Below are 15,514 nucleotides of genomic sequence, written 5' to 3' on the forward strand. Positions count from 1 at the left end.
CCGCAGAAAAATAACCGCCTCGACCTGAGACCTTTTTCCTTCTCGGCTGGCAAGTAGAGGAATCCGCCCCGACCCAAGGTCCGCAGAGACCACGAGGAACCCTGTACATGCCCGTACGCACGCTTCGCCCCCGTTCGCTGTCCCTGGCCATCCACGCCGCCGCCATGACCCTCGCCCTCGCCGGCGCGGCCCCCGCCCTGCTTGCCGCCGAGGCGCCCGCCGCCAGCTCGGCGCGCAGCTATGACATCGCCCCCGGCCCGCTCGGCCGTACCCTGTCGGCCTTCGCCAGCGACAACGGGGTATCCCTGGCGTTCGACCCGGCGCTCACCGAGGGTCGCCGCAGCGCCGCCCTGCGCGGCCGCTACGCGCCGGTCGAGGCGCTGCACCGCCTGCTGCTGGGCAGCGGCCTGGAGTTGCAGCAGCGCAGCGATGGCAGCTACACCCTGGTGCCGGCAGCCACCGATGGCGCGCTGGAACTGCAATCCTCGCTGATCACCGCCCAGGCCGCCGGTGCCGAGACCCTGCCCGCCGAGTACGCCGGCGGCCAGGTGGCCCGTGGCGCGCGCCTGGGCATGCTGGGCAACGCCGACGTGATGGATGCGCCATTCAGCATCACCAGCTACACCGCCAGGACCATCGAGCAGCAGCAGGCGCGCAGCGTCGCCGACCTGCTACAGGCCAACGATCCGTCGGTGCGGGTCGTCGGCGGGCGCGGCGACCTGGTGGACAGCTACACGATTCGCGGCTTCAGCGTGCAGAACGCCGACGTCGCCTTCAACGGCCTCTATGGCCTGCTGCCGTTCTGGCGGGTACCGATCGAATTCGCCGAGCGCGTGGAAGTGCTCAAGGGACCGAACGCCCTGCTCGGCGGGATTTCCCCCGGCGGCAGCGTCGGCGGCACCATCAACCTGGTGCCCAAGCGCGCCGACGACCAGCCGCTGACCCGCGTCAGCGTCGACTGGACCCAGCGCGGCCAGCTCGGCACTCACCTCGACATCGGCCGGCGCTTCGGCGAGAACAACGCCTTCGGCGTGCGCTTCAACGGCGTCTACCGCAACGGCGATACCGCCGTCGACCATCAGAGCCGCGAGTTTCCCATGCTCTCCCTGGGCCTGGACTTCCGTGGCGAGCGCCTGCGCCTGTCCAGCGACCTGCTGTACCAGAAGGAAAGCCTGGAAGGCGTGGTGCGCCCGCTGCTGACCGGCCCGGGAACCACCCACATCCCCCACGCCCCGGACTCGAAGACACGCTTCGGCCTGCGCGATTCCTACCTGGACCAGGAGGATTACTCCATGGTCAACCGCGGCGAGTACGACCTCGCCGACAACCTGACGGCGTTCGCCAGCATCGGCGGCCGCCAGAGCAACTACGAAACCATCGCCGCCAACAGCATCCTCGTCGGCAACCAGGGCGATATCGTCAACAGCCTGGCACGCCAGCGCGGCGACCGCCGCACCTATTCCGCCGAGGTCGGCCTGCGCGGCAACTTCGACACCGGCCCGCTCCGCCACGACTGGACGCTCAGCGCCAACCGCCTGCACGAACGGCTGGGCATGGTCTATGCCTTCACCGGGATGCAGCCGGGCAACCTCTACCAGACCTCGCCGCATACGCCGCTGCCGGACTTCTCCAGCCTCGACGGGAGCATTCCGAAGACCAATGAAACCGACCTCGGCGGCGTGGCGCTGGCCGACAGGCTGTCGTTCCTCGAGGATCGCGTGCAGGTCACCCTGGGCGTGCGCCGCCAGCAGATCGAGTCGCGCAACTACGACCAGACCAGCGGCGCGCGCACCAGCCACGACAAGCGGCACGTGTGGACGCCGATGGCCAGCGTGCTGGTCAAGCCGCTGCAGGACCTGTCGCTGTACGCCAACTACATCCAGGGCCTCAGCCAGGGCGAGGCGGCGCCGATGACCGCGGCCAACGCCGGCCAGGTGCTGGCACCGTACAAGGCCGAGCAATACGAGATCGGCGCCAAGTACGACCTGGGCGGCTTCACCACCACCCTGGCGCTGTTCGAGATCAGGAAACCGAACGCCTATACCGACGCCAGCAACGTCTTCCGCGCCGACGGCGAGCAACGCAACCGCGGCGTGGAGCTGAGCCTCTATGGCGAACCGCTGGACGGCGTGCGGGTGATGGCCGGCGCCACCTACATCAAGCCCGAGCAGAACAAGACCGGCGACCCTGCCAGCGAAGGCAAGGACGCGCCCGGCGTGGCCCGCCGCCAGGCCAACCTGGGGGTCAGCTGGGACACCCCGTTCGTCGACGGACTGACCCTCGACAGCCGCTGGATCTACACCGGCTCGGCCTATGTGGACAGCGCCAACGCCCTCGCCGTGCCGCACTGGAACCGCGTCGACCTCGGCGCCGCCTACGCCTTCCAGGTCGCCGGCAAGCCGCTGGTGGCGCGCGCCAACCTGGAGAACGCACTGGGCAAGGACTACTGGACCGCAGCCAACGGCTACCTGTCGATCAGCTCGCCGCGCACCCTTTCCCTTTCCCTCACGGCGGACTTCTGAGTCCGCCCCACCATAACCAGAAACCGCCGATGACCAGCCAATGACCGCGAAAACCCTGCGCACCTGGTACCTGGTGCACAAATGGACCAGCCTGATCTCCACGATCTTCCTGCTGATGCTTTGCCTCACCGGGTTGCCGCTGATCTTCCACGAGGAGATCGAGCACTACTTCGAGCCGCATCCGCAGCTCGAGCCGCTCACCGCCGAGTCGCCGCGCATCGACTACGACGACGTGATCGTCCGCGCCCTGGCCGCCCGGCCGGGCGAAGTGGTGCGCTTCCTGGTATTAGAAAAGGACGACCCGCTGGGCCTGGTGATCAGCGCGCCGAGCCTGGTACCGCCGCCGGAGAACGGCCACATGCAGCCGTTCGACGCGCGCACCGGGGAATTCTTCGACGCACTGCCGCCGCCGGGCGGCTTCATGTACCTGATGCTGAAGCTGCACACCGACCTGTTCCTCGGCCTGCCCGGCTACCTGTTCCTCGGCCTGATGGGCCTGCTGCTGGTGGCCTCGCTGGTGTCCGGGGTGGTGGTATACACGCCGTTCATGCGCAAGCTGGACTTCGCCACGGTACGCGCCGAACGCAGCCGTCGCCTGAAGTGGCTGGACCTGCACAACCTGCTGGGCATCGTCACCCTGTCCTGGGTACTGGTGGTCGGCGTGACCGGAGTGATCAACACCCTGGCCCTGCCGATCCTGATGCTCTGGCAAGGCGGGCAGTTGGCGGAAATGACCGCGCCCTACAAGGACGCGCCGCCGCTACAGCGCCTCGGCTCGCTCGACGCGGCCCTGGCCACGGCACGCCGGGCGGCGCCGGACATGGAGGTCAGCTTCGTCGGCTTCCCCGGCACCCAGTTCAGCAGCCAGCATCACTATGCGGTGTTCATGCGCGGCAACACGCCGCTCACCGAGCGCCTGCTGAAGCCGGCACTGATCGACGCGCAGAGCGGCGAACTCACCGACATGCGCGAGATGCCGCTGTACGTGAAGACGCTCCTGCTGTCGCAGCCGCTGCACTTCGGCGACTACGGCGGCATGCCGCTGAAGATCGTCTGGGCGCTGCTCGACCTCGTCAGCATCGTCATCCTCGCCAGCGGTCTCTACCTCTGGCTCGGCCGACGCAAGACGCCATTGGAGAAGCGCCTGGCGGAACTGCCGGACGGCAGCCTGGCGACGGAGGGCAAGGCATGAGGCGCGGTCTCTGGATGATCTTCCGCTGGCCCCTGCTACTGGCCCTGCTCGGCCTCTTCGGGCTGCTCTCGGCGCTGCTCGGCGACGGCCTCTACGACCTGCTCTCCTGGCTCGCCCTGGGCACTCCGCTGGTGCTGGTCGGCTGGGTCTGGCTGCGCCTGCCGCGAACCCGAAGGAACCCCTGAGATGACCACCCCGCCGCCCTCCGCCAACACCCTGGACCTGCGTCCGCTGATGTTCGAGACCTTCGTCTGCACCCTCGCGGTGATGTCCTTCGTCGCCCTGGTCGGCCCGCTCGCCCGCAAGCTCGGCCTGGCGCCCTGGCAGGCCGGCGCCGCGGTGACCGTCGGCGGCATCGCCTGGATGCTCGCGGCGCGGCCCTGGGGCATCGCCAGCGACCGGCATGGGCGACGGCGGATACTGCTCGGCGGGCTGGCCGGCTTCGCCCTCTCCTACGGCTCGCTCTGCCTGTTCATCGTGCTCGCCCTGCACTGGACGTTGCCGACCCTGCTCGCCTTCGCCGGTATCGTTCTCCTGCGCGGCCTCGCCGGCGGTTTCTACGCCGCGGTGCCGGCCTGCACGGCGGCACTGGTGGCCGATCACGTCGAGGCGCAACGACGCGCCGCGGCGCTGGCCGGACTCGGCGCGGCCAGCGCGATAGGCATGGTGATCGGGCCGGGGCTGGCCGGACTCCTGGCGACTCACGGGCTGGTCCTGCCGTTGCTGGTCACCGGCGCGCTGCCCCTGGTCGCCCTGCTGGCGCTCTGGCGCTGGCTGCCGCGCGAGGAGCGTCGCCAGCCGAACCGCGGCGCCGCCCTGGCGATCGGCGACCGCCGCCTGCGGCGGCCGCTGGCGGTGGGCTTCGTGGCGATGTTCAGCGTCACCGTGGCGCAGATCACCGTGGGCTTCTTCGCCCTCGACCGGCTGCGCCTGGATTCCGCCGACGCCGCGCGGGTGGCCGGCATCGCCCTGACCGCAGTGGGCGTCGCGCTGATCCTGGCCCAGCTCCTGGTGCGCCGCCTGGACTGGCCACCGCCGCGACTGATCCGGGTCGGCGGGCTGGTCGCCGCCATCGGCTTCGCCGCCGTGTGCTTCGCCGACTCGCCGCCGCTGCTCTGGCTGGCCTTCTTCGTCGCCGCGGCGGGCATGGGTTGGGTGTTCCCGGCAGTCTCGGCGCTCAACGCCAATGCCGTGCGCGCCGAGGAACAGGGTGCCGCCGCCGGCACCCTGGTGGCCGTACATGGCTTCGGCCTGATCAGCGGGCCGCTGCTCGGCACGCTGCTCCACCAATTGGACAGCCGCGCCCCCTACGCGCTGGTCGGTCTGCTGCTGGCGCTGGCGGCGTTCTGGCCGAGCCAACCGACGCGCCCCGTGGAAACGAGGAGCGAAGCACCATGACCGCTGTCGACCTGCTGCTGGTCGCGACCCTGCTGGCGGCCCTGCTCGCCTGGTGGATACCCGCCCTGCCCGGCCGCCGTGGCCTGCTGGCGCTCGCCTCGACGCTGGCGCTCGGCGCCGGCCTGTACGCTGCATGGGACGACCGCTGGCAAGCCGGCGTCGGCGCCTTCGCCGGTTTCTCCCTGCTGCTCGGCGCCTGCCTGCGCCGGAAGCCCGTGCGCGGCCTGCCGTTCCGGACCGGTTCGCTATACGGCCTGCTGGTGCTGCTGGCAATCGCCGCGCTGTACCTGTTCCCGGTCGCGCCGCTGCCGGCGCCGAGCGGCCCCTATGCGGTCGGCGTGCGCGATTTCGAACTGGATGACCCCAGCCGGCCCGGCCTGCTCGGCGCCCCGGCCGGGCAGCCGCGGCGCCTGCTGGTACGTGCCTGGTACCCGGCGCGCCCGATCGCCGGCGCCGCACCACGCCACTACTTCGACCCGGACGAGGCACGCAGCACCGCGCGGGGCTTCGGTGAAATACTCGGCTTTCCGCCGTTGCTCGCCTACCTCAAGCACCTGCGCACCAATTCCTATCCGGACGCCCCGCTACGCGACGACTCCGCTCGCCTGCCGGTGGTGTTCTACAGCCACGGCTACAGCGCCTTCGCCGGCGGCAACTGGACCCTGATGGAAGAACTGGCCAGCCACGGCTACGCGGTCTACGCCATCCAGCACAGCGGCGACGCGTCGCCGACCCGCCTGCCCGACGGCACGCTGCTGCCCATGGACCCCGGGCTGGTCGAACACCTGCGCCGGGCCGCCCACGACGGCTTGCCGCAGGCCATGCGCCAGGGCTATGTCAGCGACGATCTCGACCAGCGCCTCGACGGCCAGTTGCACACCGCCCTCGACCTGCCCGCCCCGGCCAACCGCGCCGTCAACCTCAGCGCGCCGGTATGGCTGGCCGACCGCCTGTTCGTCCATGACCGCCTGCAGGCCGGCGAGGTCCCGGACAGGGTCGCCGACCTGGTGGCCGCCAGCGACTTCGCGCACACCGGCGAGATGGGCATGTCCTTCGGCGGCTCGACCACCGGCGCGGTCTGCATGGTCGACCGACGCTGCGCGGCGGCCGTCAACCTCGACGGCGGCGACTTCGACTTCGCGCCCTTCGACAGCGATTTCCCGGCACCGCTGCTGATGCTGCACGCCGACCTTGGCAACTTCTACCGGCTGTTCGGCATCGAACCGCCGGCCCGCCCGAGAAGCTTCAACGACTTTTCCTACGAACGCTTCGAGCACGCCGGCCAGCGCCAGGACATTCATCGCCTGGTACTGCGCGATTCGGCCCATGCCGGGCTTACCGACAATCCGCTGTTCATCCGCCGGCCGCTGCGCGACGGGCTGCTCGGCTCGGCACCGACGGAAGTCCTCATCCAGGCTCCCAACGCCCTGGTGCTGGGTTTCTTCGATCACTACCTGCGCGGCCGCGCCAACGACTTTCCGCAAGCGCAGATGGCGCGCTTCCCCGCCTGGCTGACGCGCTACGACAACTCGGCGGTGCGCGACTGGTGGCTGGCCAAGCCGGAAGCCCAGCGCCTGGCGCTGCGACAACGCATCGACGAAATGAAACGGCGCAAGACCGGGCTGGATCTTCCCTGACGACGGGTTACAGTGGGCGTCCCATCTGCGGAGCGCCGTCCATGCATATCCCGCCCGAGCTGATCATCCACCAGACCCGCCACTGGACGCTGAACCAGCGGATCGACTCGGCCCTGCCCGGCTACTGCATGCTCGGCTCGCGGCAACCGGCGACGGCCTTCCACCAACTGCCGGAACAGGCCCTCGCCGAATTCGGGCCGCTGCTGGCCAGGGTCGAACGCGAAATGGACGCGCTGCTGCGGCCGCGACGCATCTATGTCGGCCGCTACGGCCACATGCCCGGTCTGCCGGTGCATTTCCACCTGATTCCACTGTACGACTGGGTCGAGGAACTGTTCTGGGAGGACACGCGCTACCGGACGCTCCAGCAGTTCGGCGTGCCGACCGCCGACCCCCTTACCGATGGCGCCGAGCTGACCCTGTTCGTCTGGCGCGAATTCTGCGAACGCGCCGATCCGCCGGCCGTGCGCGGCATGGATCGGCAACAGGCGATCGCCGGATTGCGCCGGGCATTCGGCTACGGCGTCCAACCCCGAACATCGTCTGGGCCGGACTCCGAGTCCGCGCAGGACGCATGACCGCGTGCGGTTGGGTGGGCTTCGAGGCCGCGTAGGGCGGATAACCGCTTGCGGTTATCCGCCATGAAACCTCGGCGCAGCGGCGGATAACGCCGGTGGCGTCATTCGCCCTACGACCCGGCTCCGAGGCCGCGGTACGCATGACCGCGTGCGGTTGGATGGGCTCCAAGGCCGCGTAGGGCGAATAACCGCTTGCGGTTATTCGCCATGAAACGCCGGCGCAGCGGTGTCGTCACGGTTGCAGGTAGCGGTGCTTCCAGCCTCCTTCGTCGCGGTCGTAGCGCAGGCGCTCGTGCAGCCGCTCGGTGCCGTTGCCCCAGAACTCCACCGACTCCAGGCACAGTTCGAACAGGCAGTAGCCCGGCGGGCGCGGCAGCGGGCCGTCGGTTTCCGCCAGGCGCCGGGCTTCGGCGCGCAGGGCGTGGATGTCGGCGAGGGTTTCGCTCTGCCGCGAGGCGATCGACATCGGGTGGGTCTGGTACGGGCGGCTCAGCCACTGGGCGTCGGCGCGCTCGTCGGGCAGGCGTTCGGCGCGGCCGTTGAGGATGATCTGCTGGCTGCTCTCGCGCCAGTACAGCACCCCCGAGGCCCAGGGGTTCTGCGCCAGTTCGCGGCCCTTCTGGCTATCGGCGTGGGTGGCGAACACCACCCCGCGCTCGCCCAACTCGGCGATCACCACGATCCGCGTCGACGGCCGGCCCTGCCCGTCGACCGTGGCCAGGGCCAGTGCCCGCGGCTCGCGCACGCCATAGCGGCGGGCGCGTTCCAGCCAGTTGCGCAGCACCTCCATGGGGTTCGCCGGCGGCGCCTCGAACTCCGGGAAAGGGGCTTCGATGGTCCCGGTGAGGGACTCGGAAATGTTCGCGTTGACGCCCATCACGGCGTTCCTCCGTTCTGCCCGTTCACAGGTAGGCGCGGCCTTCGGCGAAGGCCGCGCCGTTGCCCGACACTTCCACCGCCGAGACCCGCTCGCCGGCGCCCTCGGCGCGGGCGTACATGCGCGACGGCCGGCCGATCTCGACGCCCTGGAGGATCTCGATCTGCTGCCCGTAGGGAATCTGCCGGTGGCGCGCCAGGTGGATCGCCAGCGGCCCGGCGGCGGAACCGGTGGCGGCGTCCTCGACCACGCCGTAGGCCGGCGAGAACATGCGGCTGCGCCAGTGCCGCCCGGCGCCGGCGAAGCAGTTCACCGCCAGGTCCGGGAAGTCGCACAGCGCGCGGTGGTCGGGGTGCAGCGCGGACAGCGCGGCGACGCTCTCCAGGCCGACGAACACGTGGCGCGGGCCGTTGCGGTAGACCTCGATGGGAAAGGTCGAGCCCTTCAGGCCGAGGGCGGCGAGAAGCTCGGCCGGGCGGCTGAAGTGCTCCCAGGTGGGGATCGGCTGCTGCATGCTGCAGGCCACCACCTTGCCGTCCTGGCGCTCCAGGGCGAAGGGCACGGTGCCCATCCTGGTCTCCAGGAACAGCCTGTCCTTGTCGGTCTCGGCGCCCAGGGCGATGGCGGTGCCCAGCAGCGGGTGGCCGGCGAACGGCAGTTCGTTGACCGGGGTGAAGATGCGGATGCGCGCGTCGCCGTCCTGTTGCGGGCGGAGCACGAAGGTGCTCTCCGACAGGTTCATCTCCCGCGCCATGCGCTGCATGCGCTCGCCGCTGAGGTCGTCGCAGTCGAAGAACACCGCCACCGGGTTGCCTTGCAGCGGTTCGCTGGCGAAGGCGTCTATCACGACATATCTGTGCATGGGTTCTCCTGGCTCAGGGCCGCCGCTCGACCAGCGCGTGGCGCAGCAGGTCGGCGATGATGCGCGGACCCTCGCGGGTCAGCACCGATTCGGGGTGGAATTGCATGGAGGCGAAGCGCGGCCCGCGCAGGGCATGGACCTCGCCGGTCTCGCGGTCGCGGCTGATCTCGATCGGGCCGACCTCGGGAATCTCGATGCGGTCCTGCAGGGCGCGCGCGGCGAAGGTGTTGTAGAAGCCGACGCGCTCGGCGGCGCCGAACAGGTCGATCTGTTTCTGCACGCCCTGGTTGGGCTCCTGCCGGCGTTGCAGGTCCAGGCCCAGGCACAGGCTCAGCACCTGGTGGCTCAGGCACACGGCGAGGAACGGCCGGCGCTCGCTGAGCAGCGAACGGATGGCCAGGTGCAGGTGGCCGATCTTCGGCTGGCCGATCTCGGTGGGGTTGCCCGGGCCGGGGCCCATGATCACCAGGTCGTAGCCGTCGAACGAGTACGGCTCCTGGAAGCCGCGCACGGTCACCGTCAGGCCCAGCGACTTGAGCTGCTTGGCGATCATCGAGGTGAAGGTGTCCTCGGCATCGACGATCAGCACCTCGCGTCCGGACAGGTCGGCCTGCAACTGCTGGCGCTCGCTGGCGCCGCGCAGCCAGAAGTCGGCGATCGGCGCGTTGCGGCTGGCCAGCGCCGCCACCACGTGCGGGTGCGAGCCCAGGCGCTGCGGCGCCTGGCTCTTCAGCGCGGCGATCAGCCCGGAAGCCTTGGCCCGGCTTTCCGCCGCCTCGCCCAGGGGATCGGAGTGACGCACGATGGTCGAGCCGACGCCGATGCGCAGGCGGCCGTCGCCCTCGATCTCGGCGGTGCGGATCAGGATCGCCGAGTCCAGCGTGCGCCCGCCCTGGCCGTCACCGCCGATCAGCGCCGCCACCCCGCTGTAGTAGCCGCGACCCTGCGGCTCGTAGCGGCGGATCACCCGGCAGGCGCTTTCCAGCGGGCTGCCGGTGACGGTCGGGGCGAACAGCGTCTCGCGCAGCACCTCGCGCACGTCGCGGCTGGTCTGGCCCTCGATGAAGTACTCGGTGTGCGCCAGGTGCGCCATCTCCTTGAGGTAGGGACCGAGCACCCGGCCGCCGTCCTCGCAGATCCGCGCCATCATCTTCAGCTCCTCGTCCACCACCATGTACAGCTCGTCGGCTTCCTTGCGGTTGTCGAGGAATTCCATGACCTCGGCCAGGTTCGGCCCGGCCGGCGGGTAGCGGTAGGTGCCGCTGATCGGGTTCATCACCGCCAGGCCGTCGCGCACGCTGATGTGTCGCTCGGGCGAGGCGCCGACCAGGGTGCGTTCGCCGGTGTGGACGATGAAGGTCCAGTAGGCGCCCTTCTCGCGCAGCAGCAACTGGCGGAAGAAGCTCAGCGCGCTGGCCGTGGCGTAGCCGTCGATGCGCGCCTGGAAGCGCCGCTTGATCACGAAGTTGGCGCCTTCGCCGCGACCGATCTCGTCGGCGATGACCCGCCCGACCACTTCGGCGTAGGCCTCGTCGTCGAGGTCGAAACCTTCCTCGCTCAGTTCCAGCGCCTGGTTCGGCAGCAGCGCCAGGGCCTGCTCCAGCGGCAGCAGCTCCTGCTCCAGGACCTTCAGCGCCAGCAGCGGCGTGCCGTCGTCGAGCGCCTCGAAGCCGCGCTCGGCGATCTGCCGGTAGGGAATCAGCGCCAGCAGGTCATGGCGCGGCAGGCCCGGGCCGGGCTCGTCCAGCGGCAGGTCGGCCAGGCCGTGCAGTTCGAGCGCCTCGCCGCGGATCACGTCGAGCAGGCCCGGGCCATTGCTTTCCGGGCGGTAGAGCAAGGCGAACGGCGCCGGCCGTTCGAGCAGGCGCTGCAACAGCGATGTGGGCAGGGCGTTCATTCCAGCACCTCGTCGGTGGTGACCACCATCGCGCAGCGGCTGGCGGCGTATTCCAGGGCCATGCGGTGGTGCGCCTCGCTGAAGTCGGCGATGGCGTCGGCCACCAGGAACGGCTGGATGTCGTTGGAGTAGGCGTCGACCGTGGAGATCAGCACCCCGACGTGGGCGTATACGCCGCACAGCACCAACTGGTCGCGGCCGGCGGCGCGCATCCGCTGGAGCAGGTCGGAGTGGAAGAAGGCGCTGTAGCGCCACTTGGTCAGCAGCCAGTCGTCCGGCCCCGGCGCCAGCTCCTCGACCACCTCGCGGTCGGCCGGACTGGCGCGCATGCCCGGCCCCCAGAAGTCCTTGAGCAGGCCGCGCTGCTCCTCGGTCATGCTGCCCGGCTGGGCGGTGTAGGCGATCTGCACGCCCTGCTCGAGGCACCAGCGGCGCAGCCGCGCGGCGTTGGCCACCAGTCCGGCGCGCAGGCTCTCGGGCAGCGGGCGCAGGAAGTAGCGCTGCATGTCGTGCACCAGCAGCACCGCGCGCCGCGGCTCCAGGCTCCAGCGCGCCAGGTTGGCCGGCAACTGCTGAGCAGTCGGCAAGGGATAGGCGGTGATTTCGGGAATGCCGCTCATGCCACGGTCTCCAGGGGGAAGGTTGCGCTCGGGATCGCTTCTGCGCCGGACCAGGCCATCACCGCGCTGAGCGCCTGCCAGGGGTTCAGCCGCGGATCGCAGAGGCTGGTGTAGTGCCGGCTGACCTGGTGCAGGCCGCTGGAATCGGCGACGCACTCGGTGACGTCGTCCGGGGTGGTTTCCAGGTGCAGCCCGGCGGCCACGCCGCCGGAGCCGGACACCGCCAGGCGGAACGCCGCCACCTCCTCGGCGATGCTGCGCACCAGGCGGGTCTTGTTGCCGCAGGGCGCGACGATGGTGTTGCCGTGCATCGGGTCGCTCAGCCAGATCACCGGGTGCCCGGCCGCGCGCACCGCCTCCACCAGCGGCGGCAGGCGCTCGCCGACCTTCTGCGCGCCCATCCGCGCGATCAGCGTCAGGCGCCCCGGCTCGCGGCGCGGGTCGAGGCGCTCGCAGAGCGCCAGCAACTGGTCGCGGCCGATCTCCGGGCCGACCTTGCAGGCCACCGGGTTGAGCACCTCGGCCAGCAGCGCCACATGGGCGCCGTCGACCTGGCGGGTGCGCTCGCCGATCCACGGCCAGTGGGTCGAACCGAGGTAGACCCGGCGCTGCTCGTCCTCGCGCAGCATCGACAGCTCGTAGTCGAGCAGCAGCATCTCGTGGCTGGTCCAGACCGGCGAGGCATTCGCCTCCTGCCCGGACGCGGCGTCCCAGCCCAGGTGGCGCATGATGTTGCGCGCCGCCGCATAGCCCTTGAGGATCCGCTGCGGATCGGCCCGGCGCTGCTCGGCATGGGCCTCGCGGCCGTTGACCATGTCGCCGCGATAGACCGGCAGGGTCTGCTCGCCGACCTGCTCGTGCGGCTTGGAACGCGGCTTGGCGTACTGCCCGGCGATGCGCCCGACGCGGATCACCGGCCGCCGGCCGGCCAGGCGCAGGGCGCCGGCCAGCAGTTCCAGCACGGCGGCCTTGCGCGCCACGTTCTCGGCATGGTGGTCGTCCATGTCCTCGGCGCAGTCGCCGCACTGCACCACCAGCGCCTCGCCGCGGGCGACCCGCGCCAGGGTCGCGCGCAGGGCCAGGATGTCGCCGGCGCGGATCAGCGCCGGACTGCCGCGCAGGTACGCCTGCACGTCGCGCAGGCGCGACGGATCGCCCCATTCGGGTTGCTGCAGCGCTTCGCAGCGCCGTACGCGTTGCAATAGATCGTCCATAGTTCACCCCTTCCAGGATGGCCTCAGGTGGGAATGCCTTCGCGTTTGATCTGCGGGACCGGAATGCTCAGGGCGCGCAATTGCTGGAAGACGTTCATGAATTCGCGGTTGCGCTTGATCTTGCCGTCTTCAAGTTCGAAGGAATGCAGGAAGTGGTTCTCGTAGTAACCCTCGGGATACCCGGGGAAGAGGATCTTGCCGTGGCCGTCGCACTCGACCCAGAAGTGGTTGGGATCGTCGGTCTCGAAGACCTTGATGTTGTACCACTCCCAATCCGGGAAGCATTTCAGCGACCACACCGCGTGCTCGGCCAGCTTGTCCTTGCCACGAATGACGATGGGCGAACCGGTATCGGTGGTCCATAAACCGCCACAGCCGTCCTCGACGAAAAGTTCATGGCGGCGCAGGCGATCCTGGCCTTTGGTGTTCATATACTTGACCACCGTCTCGCGATTCTTCCTGCGCAACTCCACGGCGTCTTCGAAACCTTGGGGAATGGCATTATCGAGCATCGTCATATCTCCTCTTGAATTGGAATAAACATTAATCAGGTGGGAATACCGTCACGTTTTATTTGTGGAACGGCTATTCCCAATGCACGCAGTTTCTGCATCGGGTTCATGAACTCGCGATTGCGTTTTATCCGGCCGTTCTCGAGTTCGAAGGAATGGATGTAGTGGTTCTCGCAATAGCCCTCCGGATACCCCGGGACCAGCGCCTTGCCGCGCCCGTCGCACTCGACCCAGAAGTGGTTCGGATCCTCGGTCTCGAAGATCCGCACGTTGTGCCACTCCCAGTCGGGGAAGCAGCGCTCGAGCCACTCGGCGAGCCGCCTGAGGCTCTCATGGCCCCGGAAAACCAGGGGTTCGCCGCTTTCCGTGGTCCAGTTGCCGGCGCAGCCGTCCTCGACGAACAGGCTGTGCCGCTGCAACCGTTCGGCCCCCTTCATGCGCATGTAGTGCTCGACCGTGGCACGGTTGCGCCGACGCAATTCCAGGTTGTCGGTAAACCCTTTCAACCGTTGGTACTCTCGCATGGTGCGAATCTCCGCCAGTTCGAATCGACTGGCATCCATACCGGAAAGAAGACATCGGGATGACAGGCCGGAGAAATTGCCGTGAAGCTTTTTCCGGGCAAAAGTTGCCCGCTTCGGAGCGTCTCCAAAGTTTCAACTAATGCCGAATTGCCATGACCGAATGTTTCGCCTGAAACCCAGTTGTAACCAGATTTGACAGGGGACAAACTTATAAACGCTTTTTTGCAATAGCCATAACCCCTTAAAAATTACAGGTGTGGGGCATCGATTCCGTTCTATTCTTTGGCCGGTTTGCCAAGCGCCCGGAAAGTTGCACTAGCGTGCCGGACAACAGGAGGACGGGCGCAATGGCGAAGGGGGCAGCGGGGAAACGCTGCCGGTGGGAAGGCTGCGCTCAGGCGACCGGCGCAAACGCTATCCGGCCATTCGGTGAATGGCCGGACGCTTGCGCGGCGGCCTCGCTAGGCGACGAGGCGTCGATTCAGTTGAGCAGGCCGATGGCGTAAGCCTTCATGGTGGCCTCCGCCTTGTTGCTGGAGTTGAGCTTGCGCATCGCATTGACGATATGGAACTTCACCGTGCGCTGGTCGATCGACAGGATCAGGCCGATCTCGCCGTAGGTCTTGCCCACCGCGGTCCACTTGAGCATCTCGGTTTCCCTGGCGGTCAGGCGCACATTGCTTTCCGGGACGATGCGCGGCGCCAGCAGGTCGCCGAAGGTAGCCTGCAGCATGCTGGTGATCCAGAGCAGGAAGGATTCCTTCTCCAGGATTTCCGTGGCGGCGATGCTCTCGCTGGAACGCACCAGGGACAGCATGCTGATCAGCCCGTACTTGCCGCGGACCGGGATCGACCAGCCGTGACGGATGCCGTGATGCAGCGCTTCCTCCCAGAAGAAACGGTTCTCCTGGAAGTCTTCGCCATTCCAGATCAGCGGGGTGTATTCCAGGAGACCATGGCGCACGATCGGGTCGATGGATGTGTAGTCTTCGGAGATATATCTGCTTTTCCATTCCCCTGGGTAATTGGACAAGAAATGATATTTAGGTGCGGTCAGCGGGAAAGGCGCCCGCGCACCGAATGAAAAGAATTCGAATCCATAATTACCGCATATCTCGAGAACCAGGGAGAAGAACTCTTCCTCGGTTGTTATTCTTGACAAAATCTCGAGATATCCCTCTCTCTCATCATGCATGCCAGCTTCACCAGTCAACAATCGATCCCGGCAGGATTCGGTTCTTCAGCGTTTTTATTCTTTTTTGTTTCCGTCTTATCCACTCATGACAATTCCCTTTATCAAGCCGGACCTGGAAGTACATATCGCCACCAGCCCTGTGCGGGTGTTCCGGACGAGGTCTAGCCCATTCGCCGCCCGCCGGGCGACGACGAAACGAGGCTGAAGAGAACTTCTCGATGAGCACGGACACGAGGCGCCGCGTAGGAACTGCGCTGGGCTGGAGGGGACGGCGCCCCGGATCTTTGCGGAAACCGTAAAACGGCTCTCCGATGGGCCTCACGGCGGTCTTTCTCATTGTTCTTCTCGCACGCTCCATCGTCGTCGGGAGAGCCTCCCGACAACAAACCTTGGCCCATGGCGGGCCTCGTCGACGAGGCTCCCCGGGGACCAGAAATGGCAACTACATACTTCCCCCCCTAACTCTCCGCAGATACCTGCCCGGAA

14 protein-coding genes are annotated in these 15,514 nt (G+C 68.1%); 6 read left to right on the top strand and 8 right to left on the bottom strand.

What is annotated here, in order from left to right:
* The first annotated feature begins 107 nt into the window (after positions 1 to 107).
* Genes ACM0M4_RS16860 through ACM0M4_RS16885 form a run of 6 tightly spaced genes read left to right on the top strand, consistent with a single transcriptional unit; the run spans position 108 to position 7,327 of the window.
* The gene (locus tag ACM0M4_RS16860) at positions 108 to 2,522 is read left to right on the top strand and encodes a TonB-dependent receptor (protein WP_003144451.1); all 2,415 of its coding nucleotides are present in this window, start codon (positions 108 to 110) and stop codon (positions 2,520 to 2,522) included.
* Between the two features lie 40 nt (positions 2,523 to 2,562).
* Positions 2,563 to 3,714 (top strand): PepSY-associated TM helix domain-containing protein, encoded by a 1,152-nt coding sequence (locus ACM0M4_RS16865; protein ID WP_031805114.1) that lies wholly within the window; start codon positions 2,563 to 2,565, stop codon positions 3,712 to 3,714.
* Entirely contained in the window at positions 3,711 to 3,899 is a 189-nt protein-coding gene (locus tag ACM0M4_RS16870; RefSeq protein ID WP_003088166.1) for a hypothetical protein, read from the top strand. The genes ACM0M4_RS16865 and ACM0M4_RS16870 overlap by 4 nt, the downstream gene beginning before the upstream one ends.
* Position 3,900: 1 nt before the next feature.
* The gene (locus ACM0M4_RS16875) at positions 3,901 to 5,112 is read left to right on the top strand and encodes an MFS transporter (RefSeq protein WP_023128953.1); all 1,212 of its coding nucleotides are present in this window, start codon (positions 3,901 to 3,903) and stop codon (positions 5,110 to 5,112) included.
* Positions 5,109 to 6,749, top strand: coding sequence for a hypothetical protein (locus ACM0M4_RS16880; protein WP_010794068.1), 1,641 nt, complete (start codon positions 5,109 to 5,111; stop codon positions 6,747 to 6,749). Before ACM0M4_RS16875 ends, ACM0M4_RS16880 begins: the two co-directional genes overlap by 4 nt.
* Positions 6,750 to 6,790: 41 nt before the next feature.
* Positions 6,791 to 7,327 (top strand): HIT family protein, encoded by a 537-nt coding sequence (locus tag ACM0M4_RS16885; protein WP_003117651.1) that lies wholly within the window; start codon positions 6,791 to 6,793, stop codon positions 7,325 to 7,327.
* Positions 7,328 to 7,559: 232 nt separating this feature from the next.
* On the opposite strand, the gene phzG is transcribed toward ACM0M4_RS16885, so the two are convergent.
* The 8 genes from phzG to qscR form a co-directional block, all read right to left on the bottom strand.
* Positions 7,560 to 8,204 carry a phenazine biosynthesis FMN-dependent oxidase PhzG gene (gene phzG, locus ACM0M4_RS16890; protein ID WP_003112073.1) on the bottom strand — a complete coding sequence of 215 codons (645 nt, stop codon included), beginning with the start codon at positions 8,202 to 8,204 and terminating at the stop codon, positions 7,560 to 7,562.
* Positions 8,205 to 8,229: 25 nt separating this feature from the next.
* Positions 8,230 to 9,066 (bottom strand): phenazine biosynthesis protein PhzF, encoded by an 837-nt coding sequence (gene phzF, locus ACM0M4_RS16895; RefSeq protein ID WP_003093628.1) that lies wholly within the window; start codon positions 9,064 to 9,066, stop codon positions 8,230 to 8,232.
* 13 nt (positions 9,067 to 9,079) lie between these two features.
* Positions 9,080 to 10,963 (bottom strand): phenazine biosynthesis protein PhzE, encoded by a 1,884-nt coding sequence (phzE, locus tag ACM0M4_RS16900; protein WP_003118954.1) that lies wholly within the window; start codon positions 10,961 to 10,963, stop codon positions 9,080 to 9,082.
* Complete coding sequence (phzD, locus tag ACM0M4_RS16905; protein ID WP_031670797.1) at positions 10,960 to 11,583, bottom strand: phenazine biosynthesis protein PhzD; 624 nt, start codon at positions 11,581 to 11,583, stop codon at positions 10,960 to 10,962. The genes phzE and phzD overlap by 4 nt, the downstream gene beginning before the upstream one ends.
* Positions 11,580 to 12,797 carry a phenazine biosynthesis protein PhzC gene (gene phzC / locus ACM0M4_RS16910; protein ID WP_003093621.1) on the bottom strand — a complete coding sequence of 406 codons (1,218 nt, stop codon included), beginning with the start codon at positions 12,795 to 12,797 and terminating at the stop codon, positions 11,580 to 11,582. The genes phzD and phzC overlap by 4 nt, the downstream gene beginning before the upstream one ends.
* Before the next feature lie 23 nt (positions 12,798 to 12,820).
* A complete protein-coding gene (gene phzB, locus ACM0M4_RS16915; RefSeq protein WP_023086354.1) occupies positions 12,821 to 13,309 on the bottom strand; it encodes a phenazine biosynthesis protein PhzB in 489 nt (162 codons plus the stop codon).
* A gap of 35 nt (positions 13,310 to 13,344) precedes the next feature.
* A complete protein-coding gene (phzA, locus tag ACM0M4_RS16920; RefSeq protein ID WP_003450170.1) occupies positions 13,345 to 13,833 on the bottom strand; it encodes a phenazine biosynthesis protein PhzA in 489 nt (162 codons plus the stop codon).
* 481 nt (positions 13,834 to 14,314) lie between these two features.
* The gene (gene qscR / locus ACM0M4_RS16925) at positions 14,315 to 15,028 is read right to left on the bottom strand and encodes a quorum-sensing transcriptional repressor QscR (RefSeq protein WP_003118960.1); all 714 of its coding nucleotides are present in this window, start codon (positions 15,026 to 15,028) and stop codon (positions 14,315 to 14,317) included.
* Positions 15,029 to 15,514 lie beyond the last annotated feature (486 nt).

Source organism: Pseudomonas sp. 18-147, assembly GCF_051048045.1.
GTDB lineage: Bacteria > Pseudomonadota > Gammaproteobacteria > Pseudomonadales > Pseudomonadaceae > Pseudomonas > Pseudomonas aeruginosa.